This is a genomic window from Paraflavitalea speifideaquila (genome assembly GCF_032395985.1).
GTDB classification, from domain to species: domain Bacteria; phylum Bacteroidota; class Bacteroidia; order Chitinophagales; family Chitinophagaceae; genus Paraflavitalea; species Paraflavitalea speifideaquila.
In genome coordinates this window covers 2,576,217-2,597,053 of the sequence record NZ_CP135920.1, presented here as the reverse complement: position 1 = coordinate 2,597,053, position 20,837 = coordinate 2,576,217, and the positions used below count along the sequence as shown (strand labels likewise).

Annotated in this window: 28 protein-coding genes and 1 pseudogene; 11 read left to right on the top strand and 18 right to left on the bottom strand. The window is 47.2% G+C overall.

What is annotated here, in order from left to right; genetic code table 11:
- Positions 1–320: 320 nt before the first annotated feature.
- From RS881_RS17910 to RS881_RS17880, 7 genes are all read right to left on the bottom strand, one after another.
- Positions 321–569, bottom strand: coding sequence for a hypothetical protein (locus RS881_RS17910; RefSeq protein ID WP_315822315.1), 249 nt, complete (start codon positions 567–569; stop codon positions 321–323).
- Between the two features lie 9 nt (positions 570–578).
- A complete protein-coding gene (locus RS881_RS17905; protein ID WP_315822314.1) occupies positions 579–1,070 on the bottom strand; it encodes a LytS family sensor histidine kinase in 492 nt (163 codons plus the stop codon).
- Positions 1,054–1,653: a hypothetical protein gene (locus RS881_RS17900; RefSeq protein WP_315822313.1), complete on the bottom strand. Its 600-nt coding sequence runs from the start codon at positions 1,651–1,653 to the stop codon at positions 1,054–1,056. The genes RS881_RS17905 and RS881_RS17900 overlap by 17 nt, the downstream gene beginning before the upstream one ends.
- A complete protein-coding gene (locus tag RS881_RS17895; RefSeq protein ID WP_315824529.1) occupies positions 1,631–2,110 on the bottom strand; it encodes a type 2 periplasmic-binding domain-containing protein in 480 nt (159 codons plus the stop codon). Before RS881_RS17895 ends, RS881_RS17900 begins: the two co-directional genes overlap by 23 nt.
- Before the next feature lie 23 nt (positions 2,111–2,133).
- Positions 2,134–2,364: a hypothetical protein gene (locus tag RS881_RS17890; protein ID WP_315822312.1), complete on the bottom strand. Its 231-nt coding sequence runs from the start codon at positions 2,362–2,364 to the stop codon at positions 2,134–2,136.
- Between the two features lie 107 nt (positions 2,365–2,471).
- Positions 2,472–2,861, bottom strand: a complete 390-nt coding sequence (locus RS881_RS17885; protein WP_315822311.1) for a hypothetical protein — start codon at positions 2,859–2,861, stop codon at positions 2,472–2,474.
- Positions 2,810–3,067 carry a hypothetical protein gene (locus RS881_RS17880; protein WP_315822310.1) on the bottom strand — a complete coding sequence of 86 codons (258 nt, stop codon included), beginning with the start codon at positions 3,065–3,067 and terminating at the stop codon, positions 2,810–2,812. The genes RS881_RS17885 and RS881_RS17880 overlap by 52 nt, the downstream gene beginning before the upstream one ends.
- A gap of 347 nt (positions 3,068–3,414) precedes the next feature.
- Here RS881_RS17880 and RS881_RS17875 point away from each other — a divergent pair, with 347 nt between their 5' ends.
- The 5 genes from RS881_RS17875 (at position 3,415) to RS881_RS17855 (ending at position 8,495) form a co-directional block, all read left to right on the top strand.
- Complete coding sequence (locus RS881_RS17875; protein WP_315822309.1) at positions 3,415–4,338, top strand: alpha/beta fold hydrolase; 924 nt, start codon at positions 3,415–3,417, stop codon at positions 4,336–4,338.
- Between the two features lie 211 nt (positions 4,339–4,549).
- Positions 4,550–6,076, top strand: a complete 1,527-nt coding sequence (locus RS881_RS17870) for a M14 family metallopeptidase (protein ID WP_315822308.1) — start codon at positions 4,550–4,552, stop codon at positions 6,074–6,076.
- A 35-nt stretch (positions 6,077–6,111) separates the two neighbouring features.
- On the top strand, positions 6,112–7,341 hold the full coding sequence (locus RS881_RS17865; protein ID WP_315822307.1) for a hypothetical protein: 1,230 nt from the start codon (positions 6,112–6,114) through the stop codon (positions 7,339–7,341).
- A 331-nt stretch (positions 7,342–7,672) separates the two neighbouring features.
- The gene (locus RS881_RS17860; protein WP_315822306.1) at positions 7,673–7,882 is read left to right on the top strand and encodes a c-type cytochrome; all 210 of its coding nucleotides are present in this window, start codon (positions 7,673–7,675) and stop codon (positions 7,880–7,882) included.
- A 109-nt stretch (positions 7,883–7,991) separates the two neighbouring features.
- Positions 7,992–8,495 (top strand): anthrone oxygenase family protein, encoded by a 504-nt coding sequence (locus RS881_RS17855; RefSeq protein WP_315822305.1) that lies wholly within the window; start codon positions 7,992–7,994, stop codon positions 8,493–8,495.
- A gap of 355 nt (positions 8,496–8,850) precedes the next feature.
- On the opposite strand, the gene RS881_RS17850 is transcribed toward RS881_RS17855, so the two are convergent.
- The 4 genes from RS881_RS17850 to RS881_RS17835 form a co-directional block, all read right to left on the bottom strand.
- Positions 8,851–10,200, bottom strand: coding sequence for a cytochrome-c peroxidase (locus RS881_RS17850; protein ID WP_315822304.1), 1,350 nt, complete (start codon positions 10,198–10,200; stop codon positions 8,851–8,853).
- Positions 10,201–10,280: 80 nt separating this feature from the next.
- A complete protein-coding gene (locus RS881_RS17845; RefSeq protein ID WP_315822303.1) occupies positions 10,281–10,529 on the bottom strand; it encodes a hypothetical protein in 249 nt (82 codons plus the stop codon).
- 232 nt (positions 10,530–10,761) lie between these two features.
- Positions 10,762–10,917, bottom strand: a complete 156-nt coding sequence (locus tag RS881_RS17840; protein ID WP_315822302.1) for a hypothetical protein — start codon at positions 10,915–10,917, stop codon at positions 10,762–10,764.
- Positions 10,918–11,001: 84 nt separating this feature from the next.
- On the bottom strand, positions 11,002–11,454 hold the full coding sequence (locus RS881_RS17835; RefSeq protein WP_315822301.1) for a GNAT family N-acetyltransferase: 453 nt from the start codon (positions 11,452–11,454) through the stop codon (positions 11,002–11,004).
- Between the two features lie 227 nt (positions 11,455–11,681).
- Between RS881_RS17835 and RS881_RS17830 the strand changes: the two genes are divergently transcribed.
- From RS881_RS17830 to RS881_RS17820, 3 genes are read left to right on the top strand one after another with little or no spacing between them, the layout of a single operon-like run.
- Positions 11,682–12,197 (top strand): hypothetical protein, encoded by a 516-nt coding sequence (locus tag RS881_RS17830; RefSeq protein WP_315822300.1) that lies wholly within the window; start codon positions 11,682–11,684, stop codon positions 12,195–12,197.
- A complete protein-coding gene (locus RS881_RS17825) occupies positions 12,179–13,582 on the top strand; it encodes a PKD domain-containing protein (RefSeq protein WP_315822299.1) in 1,404 nt (467 codons plus the stop codon). Before RS881_RS17830 ends, RS881_RS17825 begins: the two co-directional genes overlap by 19 nt.
- A 37-nt stretch (positions 13,583–13,619) precedes the next feature.
- The gene (locus RS881_RS17820; RefSeq protein WP_315822298.1) at positions 13,620–13,814 is read left to right on the top strand and encodes a T9SS type B sorting domain-containing protein; all 195 of its coding nucleotides are present in this window, start codon (positions 13,620–13,622) and stop codon (positions 13,812–13,814) included.
- A 26-nt stretch (positions 13,815–13,840) separates the two neighbouring features.
- Here the strand turns inward: RS881_RS17820 and RS881_RS17815 are convergent, their stop codons facing one another.
- On the bottom strand, positions 13,841–13,987 hold the full coding sequence (locus RS881_RS17815; RefSeq protein ID WP_315822297.1) for a hypothetical protein: 147 nt from the start codon (positions 13,985–13,987) through the stop codon (positions 13,841–13,843).
- Positions 13,988–14,008: 21 nt separating this feature from the next.
- Positions 14,009–14,758 (bottom strand): Nif3-like dinuclear metal center hexameric protein, encoded by a 750-nt coding sequence (locus tag RS881_RS17810; RefSeq protein WP_315822296.1) that lies wholly within the window; start codon positions 14,756–14,758, stop codon positions 14,009–14,011.
- A gap of 405 nt (positions 14,759–15,163) precedes the next feature.
- On the opposite strand from RS881_RS17810, the gene RS881_RS17805 reads away from it, so the two are divergent.
- Entirely contained in the window at positions 15,164–15,661 is a 498-nt protein-coding gene (locus RS881_RS17805; protein ID WP_315822295.1) for a hypothetical protein, read from the top strand.
- A 312-nt stretch (positions 15,662–15,973) separates the two neighbouring features.
- Positions 15,974–16,240 (top strand): annotated as a pseudogene (locus RS881_RS59595) (DoxX family protein); the annotation flags it as partial.
- 63 nt (positions 16,241–16,303) lie between these two features.
- Here the strand turns inward: RS881_RS59595 and RS881_RS17800 are convergent.
- Entirely contained in the window at positions 16,304–16,651 is a 348-nt protein-coding gene (locus tag RS881_RS17800) for a hypothetical protein (RefSeq protein ID WP_315822294.1), read from the bottom strand.
- Between the two features lie 119 nt (positions 16,652–16,770).
- Between RS881_RS17800 and RS881_RS17795 the strand changes: the two genes are divergently transcribed.
- Complete coding sequence (locus RS881_RS17795) at positions 16,771–17,268, top strand: methyltransferase family protein (RefSeq protein ID WP_315822293.1); 498 nt, start codon at positions 16,771–16,773, stop codon at positions 17,266–17,268.
- 5 nt (positions 17,269–17,273) lie between these two features.
- Here the strand turns inward: RS881_RS17795 and RS881_RS17790 are convergent, their stop codons facing one another.
- The 4 genes from RS881_RS17790 to RS881_RS17775 all read right to left on the bottom strand — a co-directional run bounded on the left by RS881_RS17790 (position 17,274) and on the right by RS881_RS17775 (position 20,825).
- Entirely contained in the window at positions 17,274–17,735 is a 462-nt protein-coding gene (locus RS881_RS17790; protein WP_315822292.1) for a cation:proton antiporter domain-containing protein, read from the bottom strand.
- The gene (locus RS881_RS17785) at positions 17,711–18,322 is read right to left on the bottom strand and encodes a cation:proton antiporter (protein WP_315824528.1); all 612 of its coding nucleotides are present in this window, start codon (positions 18,320–18,322) and stop codon (positions 17,711–17,713) included. Before RS881_RS17785 ends, RS881_RS17790 begins: the two co-directional genes overlap by 25 nt.
- 13 nt (positions 18,323–18,335) lie before the next feature.
- On the bottom strand, positions 18,336–18,530 hold the full coding sequence (locus tag RS881_RS17780; protein WP_315822291.1) for a hypothetical protein: 195 nt from the start codon (positions 18,528–18,530) through the stop codon (positions 18,336–18,338).
- A gap of 84 nt (positions 18,531–18,614) precedes the next feature.
- On the bottom strand, positions 18,615–20,825 hold the full coding sequence (locus RS881_RS17775; RefSeq protein ID WP_315822290.1) for an alpha-galactosidase: 2,211 nt from the start codon (positions 20,823–20,825) through the stop codon (positions 18,615–18,617).
- Between the last annotated feature and the right edge of the window lie 12 nt (positions 20,826–20,837).

Here is a 20,837-nt window from a genome sequence, read left to right as displayed (position 1 = left end):
GCTGGTGACTGAGCAAACTGAAAGTTACAGAATATACCCATGTTGAGGCAAAAAGGCATGGAGGCAACCGGTGAGGAAGGTGGCTTCGATGAATACTATTGAGTCGGAAAGTCCGTCCCGATATCTATCTGAATGAAAGGAAAATCCTTTTAGCCTTTCGATCAGGTATTCTACATGGTTGTAACAAAGCCGGAGGCTTTGAAATAGGCGTCACCAGCCAGTGGCTGGCGACTTGGAGGCGTCTGTTAAGCGAAATCGGCATTTTGTAAAGTGCAGGCGCCGGTAATGGATGGGTATAAGACGACCCGGCAGATCAGGGATCAATTGCACCTGGCCACGCCGGTGATCGCTATGACAGCACATGCCTTATCGGGTGAAAGGGAGAGATCTTCGCCGGCTGGCCTGCCTACATTTTTGATCAGGAGTTCCAGCTTATTGTCTTTTTCCTTCAACTGTAAACTGTCTATGGCCTTGCCCACAGCCTGTTGAAGCTCTTCAAAATTGATGGGTTTGAGTAAATAGTCGCTGTTCATGACTTCATCTTCTACAATCACGGCTTTATATTTCATAGTAAAAGTTTAATTCGTATCAAATAAAGGTTGTGGTATCTCAAGGGTAGCGCTGTTGAGCAGGGTACCATTCTCCTGCCCTACTGTTTTGCTGCTGGTGATCTTTCTTTTACCCTGGGCATTGAACAGGTCGATACGACGCAACAACATGGCATCATCACCATTCATCATGCCTTTTTTCTTATCCAGCCTGGCAGCATCTGCTCGTGAAATGCCGTTATCGGTAACCTTCACCACCAGGGTATCGTGCCCGGTAGCAAATTCAATACACAATTTCCCTTTATGCCCATTGGCGAGGCTGAGCACGCCCTTGTACAAAGCTTCTTCTACCAGGCTATGGGTAAGGAGGGGCAGGATGGCAGCATTCCTGGCTTCGGGTGCAACGAGTATCTCATAGTCAAATTTATCCTGGAAGCGGCAATGCTCCAACCACAGGTATTCGGTCACCAGCTCGGCTTCATCTTTTACGTTGATGAACAGTTCATCACCAAAATTGATCACCTTCCTTAAGAAGGCCGAAAATCGCCCAATATATTGCAAGGATGCTTTTTATCATCGCCCGTAATAAAATATTGAATTGAATTGAGGGAGTTGAATAAGAAATGGGGTTCATCCTCGCCTGCAATATTTTCAATTTCAGGAGCTGGTTCATTTGCTCTATCTGGTCGTTCTTGGCATGCAGCTGTTGGTTGAGCTTTTGTTTTGTTTGAAAACGGTTGTACAGGAGCAAGGCCAGCACGATGGCAGAGAGAAACAATACCAGCATGATGTTCCTGAAAGACCGGTGTTTTTGTACTTCTACTGCTGTATCCATTAATCTTTTGGTAACGATCTCTTTTTCGAGGGATACCAGGTCGAGGGCGGGTGCGGTTTCCATTACGTTTTCAAATACGAGGTCTTTGATCTCAGATCCGAGGTATTTGGACACGATGGCGCCAGCTTTCATGCGAAAGAGCTCGGAAGCAAAATATTCATCCATGAGGGGTTTCCAATCGCTTTGCAAGGGCATAATAGCTGCAAACCCTGCCGGCGGCTGGAGAGTACCTGTTGTCTTTTGACCTTTATACCTTTTGCAGGGCAACAATATAAACGGATAAGGGTACGTAACCAAAGCCTTTGCTATCGGTAGCAATTGTTCTCATGACCTCATAATCCTGCTCCTTGTAAGTAATAGACAGGCCGGGGAAAAAGTTGGATTTCAGTGACAACACGTCTTCGGTCATCGTGGTACCATCCATGGTATAGGCCCTCATTTCACGAATCCTGGAAGTAAATTCCTGTGAACTGGCATACATTGGCTCCAGGTTATTTGTAACCAATACATTCAAATCGGGCATATAAGGCAAACTGAATTGTACCTGCTTTTGGCGGGCAGGGGTAATGGAAAAGTAAGACCATCCAAAAACGCCCGACCGGCTGGTATTCCTGACCTTATGGTAAATGCTATCAAAAGATCCGGCCGGCTCCCATTCAATGGTGAGGTTGATACCATATTTTATTTGCAGGTATGATTTCATGGATTCCATGATCTCGTACTCCACGCCTTGCAATACACCTTCCTTGTTTACATAGATAAACGGCTCAATATTATCCCATAAAGCAGTAACAGTACCCTTTTATTGTTGAATACTTCCTGCCATGAATCTCCCTTGCCCCGGATGGACTGGGCATTGGTGATGCTCCACAATACCAGCAACAGGAACATAACCCCTACCCTTTTTCCAGTTTCCAGGCTCCTCATCGTATTGGTCGTTTTGACAAAGATGGCAAAAGAAGCATAAAACCAACCTCTCACTTAATGAATGGCCGGTTTCACTTAATGGATACCATGCCGGATTGAGCAGATGGCAGGTTGCAGGTTACCGGTGGCAGGTTGCTAAGGCCGGGACAACCCGGCCTTTTTTATTGTACTGCAGCTTCCAGCAGCACGATGATGTTTTTGGGATGATCGCCAAAGAGGTCATTCTCCCAATCGGGTTGGGTTAGTTTATCCAGGACCAGGAACATGGCCAGGCCTTCTTCCTGCGACCATTGGTTGCGCTTGCGCCGCATACCTTCCACGGCTTTTTCATACGGGAGACTGGCCCCCTGAAGAAGTTGCAGCCAATAGAAACCTGCAAACTGTCCCAGCCCTTCCATGGTGAGGAAAATATCATCGAGGGGTTTCAATACAGCATGGTTCTTGATAAACCAGGCAGCCTGCCGTTTCTTTAACAAAGCCAATGCTTCACGTGTAATCTTTATGGCCTCTTCCTTATCTGCCGCAAATGCCGCCTGATAGAACAGATCCACCTCGGCCCGGAATGCTCTGACATAAGCGCTGTCTTTTGAAAAACGTGTTGTACAATATCATCACTCAACTCCGGATCTTTGAATGTATGTTTCTTCTCTATAGAGTCCCCCATGGCGCCCATACCGGATTGCTGGCGGGTATGGGAAAACTCATGTAAGAAGACGGCTGTTACCAGGTTGTCCAGCCCCAGTTCCTTACTCTCCACACCTGCTGCTTTCCAGAATGCCGGGGCAGCTGTTCTTTATCAGCATTACTACTATTTCCACCACATCCAAGAATAAAAAATAGTATACTCAACAGGGCAAGGGCAGGTTTCATCATTGTAATTTTTCAAAAGATACAGTATGTATGGCAAATAGAGGCAATAATGTGAATAGCCTTTTTCGATGTGCAAACAACCAATACTTCAAACAACATCGGCGGAATTAACCCCTCATAATGTCGTAATCGCACCGTGTTTGTTTTTAAAATCCCTAGCATCTTTGTCTTGTCAAATGAAACAGTAACCATTGTCCTTTAAAAATTACAGCACCTACTTATAAAAGTATAGTCATGAAAAATAAAAACACCCAATCAAACAACATCGCCATGAAACGTTCCTATGCACCGGCCCTTTTATTGCTGGCCGTTGCCTTCTTATTAGCCCCTTGCTTCAATGGGGCTACGGCACAAACAAAGGCTTCTTCTTTTCAGAAAGGCTATGCGCTGGTAAACGGATTGAAAATGTATTATGAGATCCACGGGCAGGGAGAACCGCTGGTGCTATTACACGGCGCTTATATGACCATTGAAGGTCCCATCCGGGATATGGCCAAATACTTTGCCAGTAACAACCGGCAGGTGATTGCTGTAGAGTTACAAGGTCATGGCCGCACCGCAGATATTGACAGGCCCCTGACCACTGCCTTGATGGCGGATGATGTAGCTGCACTACTGAAGTACCTGAAAATTAAACAGGCAGATATACTGGGCTACAGCATGGGTGGCGGCGCCGCATTACAGCTGGCCGTCAGTCATCCGGAAGTGATCAGGAAACTGGTCGTTGTTTCGGCTGCCTACAACAACAGTGGTATGTACCCGGAACTGCTGAAAATGATCCCTACGCTGACACCTGAGATGTTTGAAGGTTCACCCTGGAAAGCGGTTTATGACAGCATTGCCCCCAATCCCAAAGACTTCCCCAAGTTGATGGCGAAACTGAAAAAGCTGGATGAATTGGGCTCTCCCATTCAATCCGAACAGCTGAAAGCCTTTAAAGCGCCTGTAATGATCGTGATAGGTGATGCGGACGCTACCAAACCCGAACATGCAGTGGAAATGCTGCACCTGTTTGGCGGAGGCGTAATGGGCGACCTGGTGGGCGTACCCAGGGCCAGGCTGGCGGTGTTGCCCGGCACTACGCATGTAGGCGCCATGGGCCGTCCGGAATGGCTAAATCCCATGGTAGAGGTATTCCTGGACGAAAAGATCCAATAACCGGACACCCGAACGGGTATTATAATAAACACACAACACCTGATAGGGCGGATCATTCCGCCCTTTTTATTGAAAAAGTGTTAATAACTTACCGCGCGGAAGCAAAAGACGTCTTGTCAAAGGATCGTCTGATTGGCTGCCAATACTCAACCAATTCTTTGCTTTTGGCACACATGAGAAAACTTAATTATTCATCAACTTTGATCTCCCCATGATTCGTACAAACCGCTGCTTTACGTTTTCCCTGTTCTTTTTATTAACTGCTGCGCTGACGAAGGCGCAAACGGTGCCCACCCCTAAAGAACATTTTGGGTTTAATATTGGTGATGACTTCCAACTGACGACCTATACGCAGGCGGAAGCTTATTTCAAGAAGTTGGGTGCGGCTTCGGACCGGGTAAAAATGGTGGATATGGGACTTACTGAAGAGGGCCGTACGCAATGGATGCTCATTGTGACTTCGCCCGAAAACCACAAAAACTTAGATAAGTACAAAACGATCTCGCAAAAGCTGGCGCATGCCGAAGATATGACGGATGAGCAGGCGCGTGCCCTGGCAGCAGAAGGTAAAGCGGTGATCTGGATCGATGGCGGCTTGCATGCTACGGAAACGGTAGGCGCCCACCAGTTGATTGAAACGGCTTACCAGCTTAGCAGCCGCAAGGACCCTGAAACGATGCGCATATTGGACAATGCCATCATTTTGATGGTACATGCCAATCCGGATGGGCAGGAGTTGGTATCGAACTGGTATATGCGGGAAGCGAAACCCGAAAAGCGCTCGTTGAACCAATTGCCCCGGCTGTATGAGAAATATGCGGGACACGATAATAACCGGGACTTCTTTATGGCCAATCTGAAGGAGACGCAAAACATGAACCGCCAATTGTACATTGAATGGCTGCCGCAGATCATGTACAACCACCACCAGGCAGGGCCGGCAGGTTCGGTAGTTGCAGGAGCACCTTACCGGGATCCTTTCAATTATGTGTTTGATCCTTTGTTGATGACGAGTATTGATGCGGTAGGCGCCGCTATGATCAACCGGTTGAATGTAGAAGGGAAACCCGGCTATACGCAACGTACGGGCTCTGTCTTCTCTACCTGGTACAATGGAGGTTTACGCACCACTACTTACTTTCATAATATCATCGGTTTGCTTACAGAGATCATTGGCAGCCCCACCCCTTCTGAAGTGCCGCTGGTGCCACAACGCTTATTACCCGATGGGGCTACGCCCAACCCGGTAACACCGCGCAAATGGTATTTCCGCCAGTCGATCGATTATTCGATTTCGCTGAACTATGCAGTATTGAATTATGCGGCACGCTACCGGGATGAGTTGCTGTACAATATTTACAAGATGGGCAGGAACTCGATTGAGCGGGGCAGTAAAGATTATTGGGGATTATCGCCCAAAAGGATCAATGCGATCAATACAGCCTATCAAAATGACCAGAAGAAAAATACCAATACACGGGGTACACAACCTGCAGAAGGTACTGGCGCTGGCGGCGGTTTCCGCATGGGTGGCATACCGGTAAAATTCTATGATACGGTGATGAAAGATCCGGCTACACGCGATCCGCGTGGGTTTATCCTGCCGGCTGATCAACCTGATTTTCCTACGGCTACCAAATTCATCAATGCGCTGTTGAAAACAGGTGTGCTGGTGCACAAGGCCACCACTGAATTCACGGTGCAAGGCAAAAATACCCGGCAGGCTCTTACATTGTAAAAACCAACCAGGCCTTCCGTCCGCATGTATTGGATATGTTTGAACCACAGGATCACCCCAACGACTTCCGTTATCCCGGCGGCCCTCCCGTGGCGCCTTATGATGCAGCAGGCTGGACGCTCGCCTACCTGATGGGCGTGGAATTTGACCGGCTGACAGATGAATTCGATGGCCCCTTCCAGCGTATTCCTTATGGCGAGCAGCAATCGCCCAAAGGGCAGGCTACCAAGGTAGCTGCGGGGTATGTGTTGAGCAGTGCCGCCAATAACTCTTTCCTGGTGGTGAATGAATTGTTGAAAGCGGGTGCGGGTGTATTCCGTATGAAGGAAGGCACGCCTGGTTTTGCCGCCGGTTCCTTCTTTGTACCTGCATCGGCTAAGGCCAAGGGGGTGATCGAAAAAAGCGTAGCCGATTTTGGTATTGAAGCAGGCACGGTGAGCAAGAAGCCCGCCGGACTTAAACCAGTGAACAGCTTACGCATTGCACTATGGGATACGTATGGCGGCTCCATGCCTTCGGGTTGGATGCGTTTTATTTTTGAGCAATATCATTTCAATGCGGATGTGATCTATCCGCCTACGGTAGATAGTGGCAGCCTGCGTTCAAAATATGATGTGATCGTATTTGTAGGAGGCGCCATACCCGGTGTAGGGAGTGAGGGAGGACGTGGTTTTGGCGGCGGCGGATTTGGTGGCGGACAGCAAAACGATAGTATTCCTGCTGAATTTAAAGGGCGCCGGGGCAGGATCACGGTTGACAAGTCCATCCCTGAACTAAAACGCTTTCTTGAAGCAGGTGGCCGTATTGTAACGATTGGTTCCAGTACCAGCCTGGCCTACCATCTTCAATTGCCGGTGCGCAATGCGCTGGTGGAAATGAACAATGGCGAAGAACAGCGCCTGCCTGCGGAGAAGTACTATATACCCGGCAGTGTATTGCAGGTACGCCTCGATTCAACACAGCAAGCCACCTATGGTTTACCTACTGATTGTGATGTATATTTTGATGCCAGTCCGGTGTTCAACCTGGCGCCAGAAGCGGTAGCCAAAGGCTCCATCAAGCCACTGCTGTGGTTCCCCAACAACAAACCACTGCGTAGTGGCTGGGCTTGGGGACAATCCTACTTACAAGGTGGGGTAACTGCTTTTGAAGCCACGGTGGGTACTGGAAAGCTATACGCCTTTGGTCCGGAGATCACGTTCCGGGCGCAAACGCATGGTACATTTAAACTCTTGTTTAATCAGTTGCTGAGTACAGCAGAATAACTATAGTATGCCTCCAGGTGAGCTACCCAGGGAGGGTGACCCACCTTGGGTTTGTTGCAGGGTGAGCCGCTTGAAGAAAGCAGCTCACCCTTTTAGTTAAGGAAAAACGTGACACCATTCGTCCGCGTTGAAAAGGGGAAAGGTGTCACCTTTTCGACGCAAACCTTTTCGCACGCTGTCGGTTTTGTTCTATTTCCGGAGGATGGGGCACTATAGTTTTGTGTGAAATAAAAGCCATGAAACCTTTAATAGCCACCATCACCGGAACTTTGACCCTCCTTTTACTCCTTTCGTTTACGACTATGGAGCAACGGGAAAAACAGGTAAAGAATTGTTTGAAAAACATTGCAAGCAGTGCCATGGAAAAGATGGTACACGGGGCTTGTTTGGTGCTAAAAATCTACAAACCAGCCAGTTGGCCGATGACGCCTTGTACCTTACCATTGCCAAGGGGCGTAAGGTCATGCCTGCCTGGGGAAAACGAATGGATTCAGCAGAACTGGACCTGGTATTGGCTTATGTGAAGACGCTCAGGAAATAGCAGCGGGAGGCAAGCTGCGAGCTTCGAGCTTCGAGCTACGAGGCATTTGCTTCGATCCGATGGTACCCCAAAATGTATTTATTATAAATAACCGATATTTAGTATAACCATGAAAAATAGCAACATGATCACTTTTGTACTGGTATTATCCACGCTTTCAACAGGCTTAATAGCTGGCCTGTTCTACGCTTACTCCTGTTCTGTAAACCCAGGCCTTGGCCGTTTGTCAGATGGAGAATACCTAAGCGCCATGCAATCCATCAACCGGGCTATTTTAAACCCTGTGTTCTTTATGACCTTTATGGGCACGGTAGTATTGCTGCCCATCAGCGCCTGGCTCTGCTACCAGGGCCACCCTTCCAGGCAGTTCTGGTATTTCCTGGCAGCAGCCATTCTTTACATTGTGGGCGCTTTTGGGATAACCATGGGCGGTAATGTGCCACTTAATGATGCGCTGGACAAATTCAATCTTGTTGGCGCCTCACCCGAACAGTTGGCGCAATATCGCTCGCAGTTTGAAGGCAAATGGAATATGCTCCACAGCGTTCGTACCATCGCCAATATAGCCAGCTTCTTATTCGCTATCCTGGGTTGTATGGCAAGGGTGAAATAAATAACAAAGGCCACCTCAATACACATTGAGATGGCCTTTACACATACCTTCCTTCTTAAAATACATTCACCTTGACCCCTGCCTGGGCCGTCGTTCCTGTATACAAAGAATAATAAGTATACTCCGGTTTCCACATATACCGGCGCTGTGATTGATTCAGCAGGTTGTTGGCATTGGCAAAAATTACCCACTTATTAGAAATAAAATAATTGGCATTGGCATCCAGGTAATATTAAAGGCGGTGAGGTCTTTTTTGATCCACTGTACCTGAGCGCCGGCAGTATCATATAAGCGGGTGGAATTACTGTCTTCTTTTCCGTAGGAATCAAGCGACAGGAAATGTACATTCCCAATATCATAAGAATAAAAAGCGGGGTACCGGAGGGAACGCCACCTGCTTCCCTGTGGCCGAAACATTTCTCACGGTAGGTGTTTTAAATGCCTTTTCATAAAACTCCATGGGAAAGATGTTGAACCGGCCCCTATCAGTATCCGGCTCTGGCTTATCCAGGTTATCTGTACGGGTTGTGCCCAGCACTTCCAATTCGGTAAGGTTGTACAAGGGAGGTAGCAGCCCATTGAAAAGGGGTGCAAAATGACAGGTACCACATTGCGCCTTGCCCATGAATAAATTGAAGCCCCTTATTTCCGGCGCAGTTAGTATGGCAGTCCTTCCCTGCATATATTGATCAAACCTTGAATTGCGTGGATTCAAAGTCCGTATATAGGCAGCAATGGTGTTGGCTACCTGGTTCATGAGACCCATGGTATCGTGTGCTTTTGGAAATGCTTGCTGAAAAAGGTTGGTATATTCTGGTTTGCGGTTTAGCAAGGACTGTATGGTAGCCTGGCCGCCATCCATTTCCTGCGGGTTACTCATAACAGTACGAACCTGCTCTTCAAGGCTTTTGGCCCTTCCATCCCAAAACTGCCCGTATTGAAAACCGGCATATAGCAGGGAAGCAGCATTCCGTTGTACATGGGTATGCCCATCTATAGCCAGGCTGGCAGGCAAGGCATCGGTGAAATACTTTCCTGGATCATGGCAGGTAGCACAGCTTACTTTATAATTGCCCGAGAGACCGGTTTCAAAAAACAATTTTTGTCCGAGTTTTACCAGTAAGCTATCCGGCTGATCACCTGCGCGGGGAAAGGACTGTATATTGAGTGCATCCCCGCTAAAGATATTGCCGGCATCATAATTAAGCACGCCGCTGGTGGTATTGTATTCCAGGTTCAGTTCTTTAATGAGGTAACCCAGGTGCTGTTGCAGGGGCAAAATATATTGTGTGAGGAAAGTAAGCCGGTTGAAGCTATCGAAATCCTGGTGTTGTTCCAGGAAGCGCAGGCTGCCTGTCAGGTATTTTATTACACTGTCCGATTGCCGGTTACCGCTATCCAAATAAGGGCGCAGCACATAGGCTACCGCCTGTAGTGAGGCGGTTGCTTCTGCTATACCCGACTTCAGCAACGGCGCATCAAAGCCGGTAATCCCCAGGGTGATCACTCGTATCAACTCCAGCCTGATGCTTTCCAACAATTGTTTGTCTGCTGCCTGAAAACCGTATAACAAGGCATGCAGGTCTTTGGCCGATGATACAATGGCATCAGCCTGTTGCAACAGGGCCTCCTTCTTTTCCCCTACCCTTTTCTCAAAAAGAAGCCCCTCTATTACCTGTAACCCAATAGGCTCCTGGTATTCCATATAAGGTTCTTCGATCTCGATCTTTGGCGGCGCATTATAAATGAGGGATGAACTTTTGAAGAAATAGGCCAGGAAGAATTCTATTTTTTATAATAAACCCGGCAGGTGGTCAATGCTTGCCGGGCCTGAAGCACGGTGACGGGTTTGTTTTCATCAATGGCACCAAGGGCTGTTTGTAATTGCATAGCAGCAATGGCAAAACTGTCGGCGTGTATTTTAAAGTATAGTACGGCAGGTTCCACCCCCTTCGTTTCCTGCGAAGGATTGGTAAGGCTGATCATTACCACCAGGCAAAAGCAGCAACAAAACATGCCAACTAAATACTTCATCGCCTTTACTGTTGAATAGTTCTCTGGTTTAAAAAAGCGTTCCTGACCGCGAGTACAAAAATGCCATTTCCATCAGGTATTTGACAAATTCCGGTTGTTGTAAAAGGCAGCAATCGGGTGAAAGGCATAGACAAAAGGAAACTTTTGTTACAAAATCCTTCAAACCTTTTGATTAACAGTCATTTTATTTGAACAATATTGGCCATTAACAAAAGATTAAATGATGGTCATTTTACAAGGATTGTATGAACATGGTAAGGCTTTCACCTTGCGGCAGGTTTAGTTTTTTACGTAGCCGGTAACGCATCACGCGAATGCTATCTTCCGAAATGCCCAATAAGGTAGCCATATCGGCCGAGGTAAGGTTCATTTTAAGGAGGGGGCGCATAGTGCTTTATACAACTGGTCAACAGCAGCGTGGCTATAAATAGAAATCGGGTTGTACTATTGCGGGACTTGTTGTAATTCCATATCATACCGGTCGATGCCTGGAGCATAAAAACCGGGGTGATCTCTGTGACCACAAATCCCAGTTTTTCAAAAAAGAATAGGTATGTTGGGAAGTATCTAAGGCGATCATACAAGTGGGACAGATGGATTGAATGGCCTTGAGCCTGTAAAGAGCAAACGCTTTGCCCAGTCCCTGCTTGTGGAAGGTATTGTGTAAAAGCCCCCAGGTAAGGACGGCCTTACTATGATCGGGTTCAATATAATAGCCGCCACAGCCCACTACCTGGTGCTGTTTCAACACTACATAGTATTGTTCTGTAAGATGGTGGTTAACAGCTGCCATACGATCTTCCTGCTCATCCAGCCAGGCTTCAAAATCCCGTACTTCTGAAGGGGCAAAGAATTTAGGCATATTGCTGATGAAGGCTTCTAAACAGGCTTGCCTGTCGGCAGACGTATATGGACGAATGATCATACCATAAAAGTAGGCATACCAGGGATGAATCTTCCTACTGGGGTCTATGAAATTGTCGTTTTAATAATTACTTTAGCGTTGGAACATTTACCCTAACCCCAACGCCACCCACGACTTGAGAAAATCAGGCTTCTATTTTACTGTAACAATACTCTTATTGTTATTATTATCATCTGTAACCGCTTTACAGGCACAGGTACAGGCGCGTTTTACGGCCGACAAAACGGATGGCTGCTCTCCCTTACCATCAATTTTACCAATACCAGTACCGGCGTTGCTACCGGGGCTCAATACCTGTTGGATTTTGGCAATGGGCAAACCTCTACGGCCTCCATCCCGCCCCGGTATTCAATACCCGGGGAACTTATGCGGTGAAACTAACCGTCAATAGTTCAACAGGTTGTACCGCCACCAAAATAGCCACTGATTACCTGAATGTGGCCAACTATTCGACCGACATACAACTGCCTTCCCTTGTTTGTAAGGATGGTACAGCAGATTTTAAAGCTGTATGTACTCCTCAGGCCAATGCGCTTGATTGGGAAATAGATGGAATAGCTCATCCTTTGCACAACAAAGAGATACAAGCACCCTTCACTACAACAGGCACGCATAGCATAAAACTGAAAGCCACCTATGGCTTGTGCCAGCAGGAAACAACCCGTTTATTTACGGTAAATGATCTACCCAATGCCCCCGAATTTGAAGTGATATACAACACTGTTTGCGGTGGGGGCCGGTAACCTTCAAGGATACGAGTACAGATGCGGTGAAATGGGAATGGAATTTCAACTACCAATATTGGCAGTATCCTGAAATTGTGAACGCTACAACGAAAGAAGCTACGCATACTTATACACCCAATGCCTATTCGGTATCCTTGAAAAGTTACAATGCAGCCGGTTGCTCTAAGCGGGTGATCAAGCAAATCAACCTGCAGCCGCCCGTTGCCGATATTTACAGACTGGGGGATAATCCGTATGGTCAGAGAGTTGATTGCGATCCGGCTACCATTTCGTTTAAAGCCACTTCATTGGCCACGCTTGCCAAATATAAATGGACTTTTGATATTGCAACCGCTACCTCAACAGAGGCGGAACCAACCTATACGTTTTCAGGGCCAGGATATCACCAGTTGAGACTTGATTTTGAAACAGACAAAGGCTGTAAAGGAGAAGCCTTTTACTACTACGACATTTCAGTACGAACAAAGCCTGTTGCCAATTTTGAATCAGTAACTCCCACCACCGTTTGCGGTAATACAAAAGCAATATTCAAAAGCACGGGAACAGGATCATCCAGTACAGCTGAAGTATGGAAGGTAAATGGTGTTTTTGCCAACACCAGCTACTATAACACCTTTGAATGGCAGTTCAGTGAGAAGGGAAAACATACCATCCAACTTATTGCTGGTGCTATAGGTTGCCAGGATACCATGACAAAGGTTGATTATATTGATGTATTGCCCCCATTTCCCAAGATCATAAGGTATGAGTACTCCTGCGATGATCGCAGTAAAGTGACTGTTTTCCACAATTCACGGTATGCAGAAAAAACAATCTGGGATTTTGGAGATGGCAATACGGGCAATGCACAAGACGGCAATACTACCCATACCTATCCGCTGCCAGGTAATTACAACCCTACCCTATTGATGAAGGATGTAAATGGTTGTATTTCTACAGTCAGCATGTATGATAAAGTAATTATCCATCCCAACCCGGTCATACAGGTTTCTCCAGGCTTAGGTTCTCTGTGCGTTGGCCAGCCAATACAACTCACCGCCAGTGGTGCAGCTACTTACACCTGGACACCGGCCACGGGTTTGAATGATCCGCAATCGGACCGGCCCATGGCTTCGCCCATCCAAACCACTACTTACCAGGTAGAAGGTATAGATGTACATGGCTGTAAGAATACGAAAGCCTATGTGCTTACGGTACACCAGCCATTTATCCTGCAACTGGCACCGGAAGCAGCCCTTTGTGTGGGAAACGCAACGACTCTGCAGGCATCAGGGGCCGATAAGTACAAATGGATCAACAATACAACAGGGCTGGCGAATACTTTGGCTGGAACTACGCAGGCAACGCCACCAGCCACTTCCATATATACAGTAGTAGGATGACCATTTGGTCATACTGGGCACTTCAATTGTTAAACATATGGTGGTGTTTAACCGATGGGGCAATAAGGTATTTGAACGCTATGATTTCCCTGCCCGGTATGCCGCTTATTGCTGGGATGGCAAAATGAATGGTATTGACCAACCCATAGGCACTTATGTATATTATGTTGAACTGCAATGCCCCAAAGGGGATGCATTTATAAAGAAAGGAACGGTAACGTTGATAAGGTGACTTCAACCATAGGGTAAGACCGGGTATTACAACCAGGTAAAGGGATCACCTGAGCCAATATGGGTAACTTTTATGGCGGGCAGTTTGGGTTGCAGCCAATCTACAAACCACTCCATGCCAGGTTCTTCACTCACGCTATGACCCAATACGATCAGGGCCGTTTTGCCACCCAATAAACGGCCATCGCGTATATACTAGGCCGTTTCCCATTCCGACAACTCTCCCACGATCAATACATCGGGTTTTTCGGTTTCGACAACGGTCACCTGCCGCTGCCCACCCCAGGCGCCGGGCATTAAGGCAATACGGGCGCAGGATTGTTGCAGGTTGCCAATGACGCGTACATGGGCAATATGAAGGGATGTTTTAAGGTGTTGTGCCAATGACTGCAAGGCCAGGGTTGGTATGGTAAGCATCAACTCACCCATTTTAAAATAAGGAAGCCAGTTGGCTTTTTTGGCTACGCCATAGCTAATGACATCGGGCTTCAGGGAATGACAATAATCATGGAAGCGCCACACTACAATTCCGTGTTTTGCCAGCAGTTCCTGTTTTTGCTGTACTACCCTATTGTCCTTTACCCATTGTGGATCGTCCTTATGGTTATAAAAAGTAGGCTCATGCGCTATAATGAAATTGGCTTTCAGCCTGGCTGCCTCTTCTATTACAGCCACCGTGGCAAACATGGTGGTAACAATGCCCGTTACCGTCTGATTTGCCTGCCCGGCTTTGATGGTATCTACCGTATCCTTGATGGGCTGCAATTTGCCTTCGGCCAATATGAGGTTGATGATATCCTGTACCGTCTGATCCTGACCCTGGTGAGCGGCGGTTCCGGCCAGTGGTAAAGACAGCAGGGCCATGCTACCGGCAGTGGCCAGGGTATGGGTAAGAAACTGTCTTCTGTTGAAGAGATCATTCCAGGGAAAGGAGGATGGATTCATATAGCTTGGTTGTAAGTAAATATAAACTTTTGTGGCGTACGCGGCAGTCAATTTGTCCGATTGATACGGTTTTGTTGAGAGACAAGCCCACCCATGGTTAAGACAAGGGTAAGACAAGGTTAAGGCTAGCTATAGTATAATGACAGGCTGACAATTGCAACACTAGGTCAAAAATAAATCTTTACCAGGCTGGTATGAACCTGGTAAATCAGGTCCTTCAGATCCCTCAATTTTGTTTCAGCGCTTTTGAAAACAGTATTGCAGTTAACATCAGCAGCTAGCACTGATGGTTGATCGCAGTAGTTGGATTCATCGCCGGCCGGCAAGGCGCGCTTGTAACAAATTGTAAACTTTCTAAATTTTTATATCATGGCACAGTCTAAAAAAAATGTCGTTATGCACGGCATGTCAGGAATCATAGGCGATCTGTTGCTGTTCAGGCAACGTGCAGGGAAAACCTTTGCAGGTAAGATCCCTGTCAATGAAGCGGAACCCACTGCCTCGCAGTTGGCGATCCGCGAAAAATTCAAAGCGGCATCACGTTATGCGCAGCAGGCCATTGCATATCCAGCGATCAAGCAGGCTTATCTGGAAAAAGCTACACCGGGCCAAACGGCTTTTAACGTAGCATTTGCGGATTACTTCAAGAAGCCCGAAATCCTTTCTACGGATACGAGTGGTTATTCGGGCATTCCGGGAAGTGTGATCCGTATGCAAGTGGCAGACAATTTCAAGATCAAGCGGGTAACTGTATTGATCGTCACGGCAGCAGGCGCCACCCTTGAACAGGGTGAGGCCGTACCGGAAGCAGGGGTACAGCCTGGTTGTATCCTACGCAACAACCTAAAATGTCCTGGCAGGCACCAGGGTTGTTGTAACGGTTACCGACCTGCCCGGCAATGAAGCAATTGCCGAAACAGTGGTCGCATAAGCCAATTGCCACAGGTGTTTCTTTTGATTGGTGGGGTGTGCCGGAAGGCGCACCCCATTTTTTATGGTTGGTCAGCATGCCAGCCCGGGGCCGGTGAGCCTGGTAGTGGGCATCTTTGTCCCTGTATTCACAATCATACCTTTCATTTGGTTATGGCCAACCGTGCTGGCATCCATATTCGGCAAGCGGGATCAACAGTTTTACAATCTTGTTTATTGCAGTGTGGTACCCATACTGTTACTTATCATGAACAGGACTTACGGTATTATCTAAACTAACAAAACATGCAATCAAAATTATCCAGCTCCCTCAACGGAGAGCTGACGATCATGCGTGCTATATTTTATACAGGCTTTACTTTTATCTTTGGTTACGCCGCCTTGTTCAAGGTATTTGAATGGCCGCCGATGATGACAGGTATGGAATCTTTTGGATTTAATCGTAGGTGGACGCTCATCATTGGATATGCAGAGCTGGTGGGATTTACCGGTCTGTTGTTGGGGCTGCGCTATCCCCTTCTATTGCGTTGGTCCATTGTGTGGTTGATTCCTTTTTCCATTGGCGCTTTTACGGCCCATAGGGCCAGACCGGAATACCAACATTTTCACAATTCCTTATTTTGCTCCCAATCCGTCCAGGGGCACTTTTTCCCAATCTTTCTTAGGGGCAAACCACCACAGGGAGCTATCTTCCATCAAGGCTACAATACGGGCATCATTGCTGAACCCTGTAGATTTAAGAAATACGGTAATTTCTTTGATCTTGGCGCCTGCGGGCAATCCCGTATTTTCTATTAATTCCCAATCTTTCCCTTCGGCATACCACCAAATGGTATTATCGCTCATCAGGGTAACCAGCCTGGTTTCAGTTCCTATCATGCCAGGTTTCTGATATACTTCAATATCTAAAATATTGGCTTTAGCAGGCAACCCGGTTTTAGAAACGGTTATCAGTAGCAACATCCCTGCTATACGTCACAAAATTTTCTCCAGCAGTTTTAATCGAACTACATTCGTACAAACGCGGAGATCAATACCTGGAAACAGGTATACAATAGCAGCTCACACCAATACAGTATACCATGACTGACAAAGCAAGTAACGGTAATAGCTCTCTTTTCCTGCGCAACCTCCTATTCACGATCCTGCAGCCGGGTATGGTAAGCGGCCTGATCCCCTGGCTCATTGCCAAAGATCATTATCAACTGGCCCTATCCAGTGTACTCTCTTTTGATCAATATATTGGTATCCTGGTATTCATAGCCGGTATCATCATTACCATTCATTGCATTGTGCGCTTTGCGCTGGATGGCCGTGGTACGCTATCACCAGCCGACCCAACCAAACAGCTTGTGATATCGGGTCTGTACCGGTATTCCCGTAATCCCATGTACATTGGTGTGATGTCGATATTGATTGGCGAATCGCTATTTGTTCAATCCAGGAGTCTTTGGCTTTATACGCTGTTGATCTTTATTGCTTTTAACGTGTTTATCATCTTCTGGGAAGAGCGCCGGTTACGAAAGGATTTTGGCAAAAGTTATGAGGACTATTGCCGTAAGGTGCGGCGGTGGATTTGAGGATACTACTTTTTCGTTTTCCTGACTGTTTTAACGATCCAGGGCAAGGTAAGGCCCTGGCCTAACAAGGTAAACAACACCACGACTACCGAAATAAAGATAATGGCATTGCGTTGTGGAAATGGGCTGCCATCGGCCAGGGTAGGCGGGAGGCCCAGTGCAATGGCCAGGGAAACGATACCGCGCATACCCGACCAACTGATCACGAGGCAGGTTTGCCAATCCAGCAGGGCATCTTCGGGTATTTTTCGTCTTCTGCTGTGCTTACTTTGAAAGGCCCGTTGCAGGTTTACCTTTTGTAAAAATACCCGGGCCATTCGTAAGCCAAGGGCTCCCACGGCAATCACAAAAGCATAACCCACATAGGGTAATACCTGCTTTTCGGGAATATCTCTGGTGACATACGGAAACTCCAGGCCGATCAGGATAAAGATGAGGCCATTCAATAAAAGATAATGATCTCCCAAATAGATTTTGATTGGTACTTAATGCTTTCAGGGAATATTTGCCGGCTAAACCGGGAGATACTCAAGCCCAGTACGACTACGGCAATGACGCCGGAAACATGAAATTCTTCGGCCAGGCGGTAGGTAACAAATGGCATTAATAACATGAAACTAATAGATACCACCGCATTCTTATGCAACCGGTTCAGTATAAAAGCCAGTAACTTGCCCATTATTACCCCCACCAGGAAACCACCTGCCATCAGCAACAGAAATTCGAGGGAAGCCTTCCACCACACAAAGGCAGCACCGGTTACGGCCGCCACGGCAAAGCGGTAAGCCACCAGGGCCGAGGCATCATTCACCAGGCTCTCCCCTTCCAGTATAGTGACGGTTTTATGGGATAAACCCAGGCCCTTGGTAATGCCGATAGCCGCTACGGCATCGGTTGCCGAAAGTATTGCTCCCAGTACAAAAGATACAGGCCAGCTCATGCCAGGTATCATAAAATGGGCGATGACGGCAATGCCAGTAGTGGTTAAGAATACCAACCCTATTGCCAGTGTACTAATGGTATTAGCATGTGTTTTGAAATCCTTGAAAGAGATATTGAAAGCCGCATCATACAGCAGGGGGCAGGAAGATGAGGAAGATCACTTCGGGATTGAGCTGCACTTCAGGCATCCCCGGAATGAAACCAATGCCAATACCTGCTGTAATAAGTATTACCGGATAGGGTAATTTGATGTTGTTAGCGATGGCAGAAAGGCCAATCATAATAGCCATGATGAATATAACAACGCTATAGCCTTCCATAGATAGTTTTTAATCTGTACGGGATCGCAGAATATTACCGAATATAACGAAATCAGTAATAGGGTTGGCAGGCTTCCTGGTGCTTTATTCAATCGTGAGCCAGGTATAAGAGCCTGGCTCCATAGTTACATTGACCATGATGGAATAATCGCGGTTCAATGTATATGTTTTGGAGGTCAACCCTTTTTCACGCACCCGGGCTGTGGTAGTTAACCCTGTATAATACAAAGGCACCCGGATGGTGCGGGTAATACGTTGTTGCAATGGATTGTACAACATCATCAATCCTTTTGTTTTCAATTGGGGGTTCACATGCAGTATTCCATCCCAATCCCTGCCATCTGCCCGGCGCAGGTGGATAATATCGGCGTTGAGGATATCACGGTATCGTTTGTACCAGGCAATGACCTCACTTACCTTCTTCCGGGTGACTTCGGTATCATACAACCGTGGACCCCGGTAGCAGGCCTGTACGCCGGCTCCATAATATTGCATCATGAGCTGCTCATAGTCCTTCAGGTGTTCGGACAAAGGCTCCAGTACAGCTTCCGGTCCACCATCCTGGTAGCGGGTTAAAGGAACAAAACCCCAGCCCATGGATGGTGTTTTATCCCAGGTGCCATCATATATATTTTGGCGGTTCAGTATCATTTGCTGTTCGCGCGACAGGGAAAAATTAACCTCCCGGTAACCAATAGCTATTTTATGCGTACCGTCCAGGAAATACCAGTCGGGCGCATTTACATATACACCTTTCTCATTGCACCAGTGGTACAAGTCCTTTTGTAGTTCCATTTGCCGCCATTGGGAATCATCCAATCCTTTATGTCCCGGATGGGTAGTAGAAGCGCAGACATCGCCTGGATAAGGACCGTCATTCTCAAAGAGATCGAACCCTGTTTGACTGATAAAGATCTTCAATTTTGCCAGGTATTCCAGCCCCCATTTACTACCCAGGCAAGGTGCATTCCCGAAAAAGGCTCCACCTGGTTTGCCTGTCTTTGGATCGATCACATCCGTTTCATCATCGATACGCCGGGAACTGAACAAAGAATAACTGCCTATGAATACGTTTTTACTGTGTGCATAATCGGCCAGCTTTTTCCACTTTTGTATATTGGCCGCCGAAGTATCCTCCATATTGCAATGGCTGCCAAAGCTTAGTATCAGGGCCTCGTAACCAGTAACAGCGCATTGGTCGATGGCCGTAATCACCTGCTCGTCATTACGGCTCACCAGGTGCATAAAAATGGGGTTTGCCGTAACCCAGGGCGCAATGGTGCGGTACATTTTCCGGATGGCCAATCCCCTCCGCTCCCGGTCGTAACTGTCCTGTAATAGCTCATAGGTCCTTACCGATTGAAAGGCAACTCCTGGCGCCAATTCAATACCTGGTGCTTTGAGCGGATATACTTCCAACACACAAGGCGTTTGGTAATTGTAATTGACTTGTGAGGTATAAGTAGTATCAGTTTTCCAATGCAGGGTTTGATCACTGATATCATAACGCATAGCATTATTGAAAGCATAATTGGTTTCCACATACAGGCCCGCAGGCTTTCTCATTTGCTCCAGGCTGCCCACAACGGCGCTTTCTTCTTCTACCATTCCAATGATCTCATTGACTACCCTGTCCAATTTATAGGTCTTGCTACCCGTATTGGTAATGGCCAGTGATTTACAAATGAGGGGTATGCCATCATACAATTCATAAGAAACTGTTACGGTGAGCCCTTGTAAGGATCCGAGATTGGATTGATAGTGAAATAATAATTGCTTGCCTGTAGGTCGTTTGGGTTGGCCTATCCACATAGCTGTTTTCCAGGCCAGTTGTGGTTGCAGCTCGTTCACAGTATGGGATACATAATGAAAGGCACTGTCCTGCGGCTTCAACCGGTCTATCCAGGCTGGTACCAGGTATGCTTGTTCTGATTGACCATACAATCCGCCTACATTGTACTCCTTGCCATCGATGCGCAGCCGGGCTTCGGCTTTGATAGCCCGCAGCAACTGCTGGCCATTGACCAGGTTGCGGTAATCAATACAGGCCACACCGGGCTTTATCCTAAATACCCGCTCCACCAGCCCATTGGTGAGAATAAGATCATTTTCGTTGTTGGCTACCTTCACTGCTGCTTTTTGAACAGGACTTTGCAATAGCCAATCGGTCATGGCCATACCATTGGCAAGAGATGCCTGCTGTGCCAATAAATGAGCAGGAGTTGCCAGCAGTAAAATCATCGCACTGTAAAACGCAGTTGTAAACAGGGTTAGTTTGGTCAGTTTATTTTGCATCCTATAATTTTA

What these genes read in the sequence shown, in the direction of transcription:
- RS881_RS17810 (WP_315822296.1), bottom strand. Translation starts at nt 14,758, where the DNA reads ATGAATCCATCCTCCTTTCCCTGGAATGATCTCTTCAACAGAAGACAG.
- RS881_RS17775 (WP_315822290.1), bottom strand. Translation starts at nt 20,825, where the DNA reads ATGCAAAATAAACTGACCAAACTAACCCTGTTTACAACTGCGTTTTAC.
- RS881_RS17830 (WP_315822300.1), top strand. Translation starts at nt 11,682, where the DNA reads ATGGCTGCTCTCCCTTACCATCAATTTTACCAATACCAGTACCGGCGT.
- RS881_RS17820 (WP_315822298.1), top strand. Translation starts at nt 13,620, where the DNA reads ATGGTGGTGTTTAACCGATGGGGCAATAAGGTATTTGAACGCTATGAT.
- RS881_RS17910 (WP_315822315.1), bottom strand. Translation starts at nt 569, where the DNA reads ATGAAATATAAAGCCGTGATTGTAGAAGATGAAGTCATGAACAGCGAC.
- RS881_RS17840 (WP_315822302.1), bottom strand. Translation starts at nt 10,917, where the DNA reads ATGCGCCCCCTCCTTAAAATGAACCTTACCTCGGCCGATATGGCTACC.
- RS881_RS17875 (WP_315822309.1), top strand. Translation starts at nt 3,415, where the DNA reads ATGAAAAATAAAAACACCCAATCAAACAACATCGCCATGAAACGTTCC.
- RS881_RS17870 (WP_315822308.1), top strand. Translation starts at nt 4,550, where the DNA reads ATGATTCGTACAAACCGCTGCTTTACGTTTTCCCTGTTCTTTTTATTA.
- RS881_RS17795 (WP_315822293.1), top strand. Translation starts at nt 16,771, where the DNA reads ATGACTGACAAAGCAAGTAACGGTAATAGCTCTCTTTTCCTGCGCAAC.
- RS881_RS17850 (WP_315822304.1), bottom strand. Translation starts at nt 10,200, where the DNA reads ATGGAATACCAGGAGCCTATTGGGTTACAGGTAATAGAGGGGCTTCTT.
- RS881_RS17835 (WP_315822301.1), bottom strand. Translation starts at nt 11,454, where the DNA reads ATGATCATTCGTCCATATACGTCTGCCGACAGGCAAGCCTGTTTAGAA.
- RS881_RS17855 (WP_315822305.1), top strand. Translation starts at nt 7,992, where the DNA reads ATGAAAAATAGCAACATGATCACTTTTGTACTGGTATTATCCACGCTT.
- RS881_RS17845 (WP_315822303.1), bottom strand. Translation starts at nt 10,529, where the DNA reads ATGAAGTATTTAGTTGGCATGTTTTGTTGCTGCTTTTGCCTGGTGGTA.
- RS881_RS17800 (WP_315822294.1), bottom strand. Translation starts at nt 16,651, where the DNA reads ATGTTGCTACTGATAACCGTTTCTAAAACCGGGTTGCCTGCTAAAGCC.
- RS881_RS17805 (WP_315822295.1), top strand. Translation starts at nt 15,164, where the DNA reads ATGTCAGGAATCATAGGCGATCTGTTGCTGTTCAGGCAACGTGCAGGG.
- RS881_RS17780 (WP_315822291.1), bottom strand. Translation starts at nt 18,530, where the DNA reads ATGGAAGGCTATAGCGTTGTTATATTCATCATGGCTATTATGATTGGC.
- RS881_RS17865 (WP_315822307.1), top strand. Translation starts at nt 6,112, where the DNA reads ATGTTTGAACCACAGGATCACCCCAACGACTTCCGTTATCCCGGCGGC.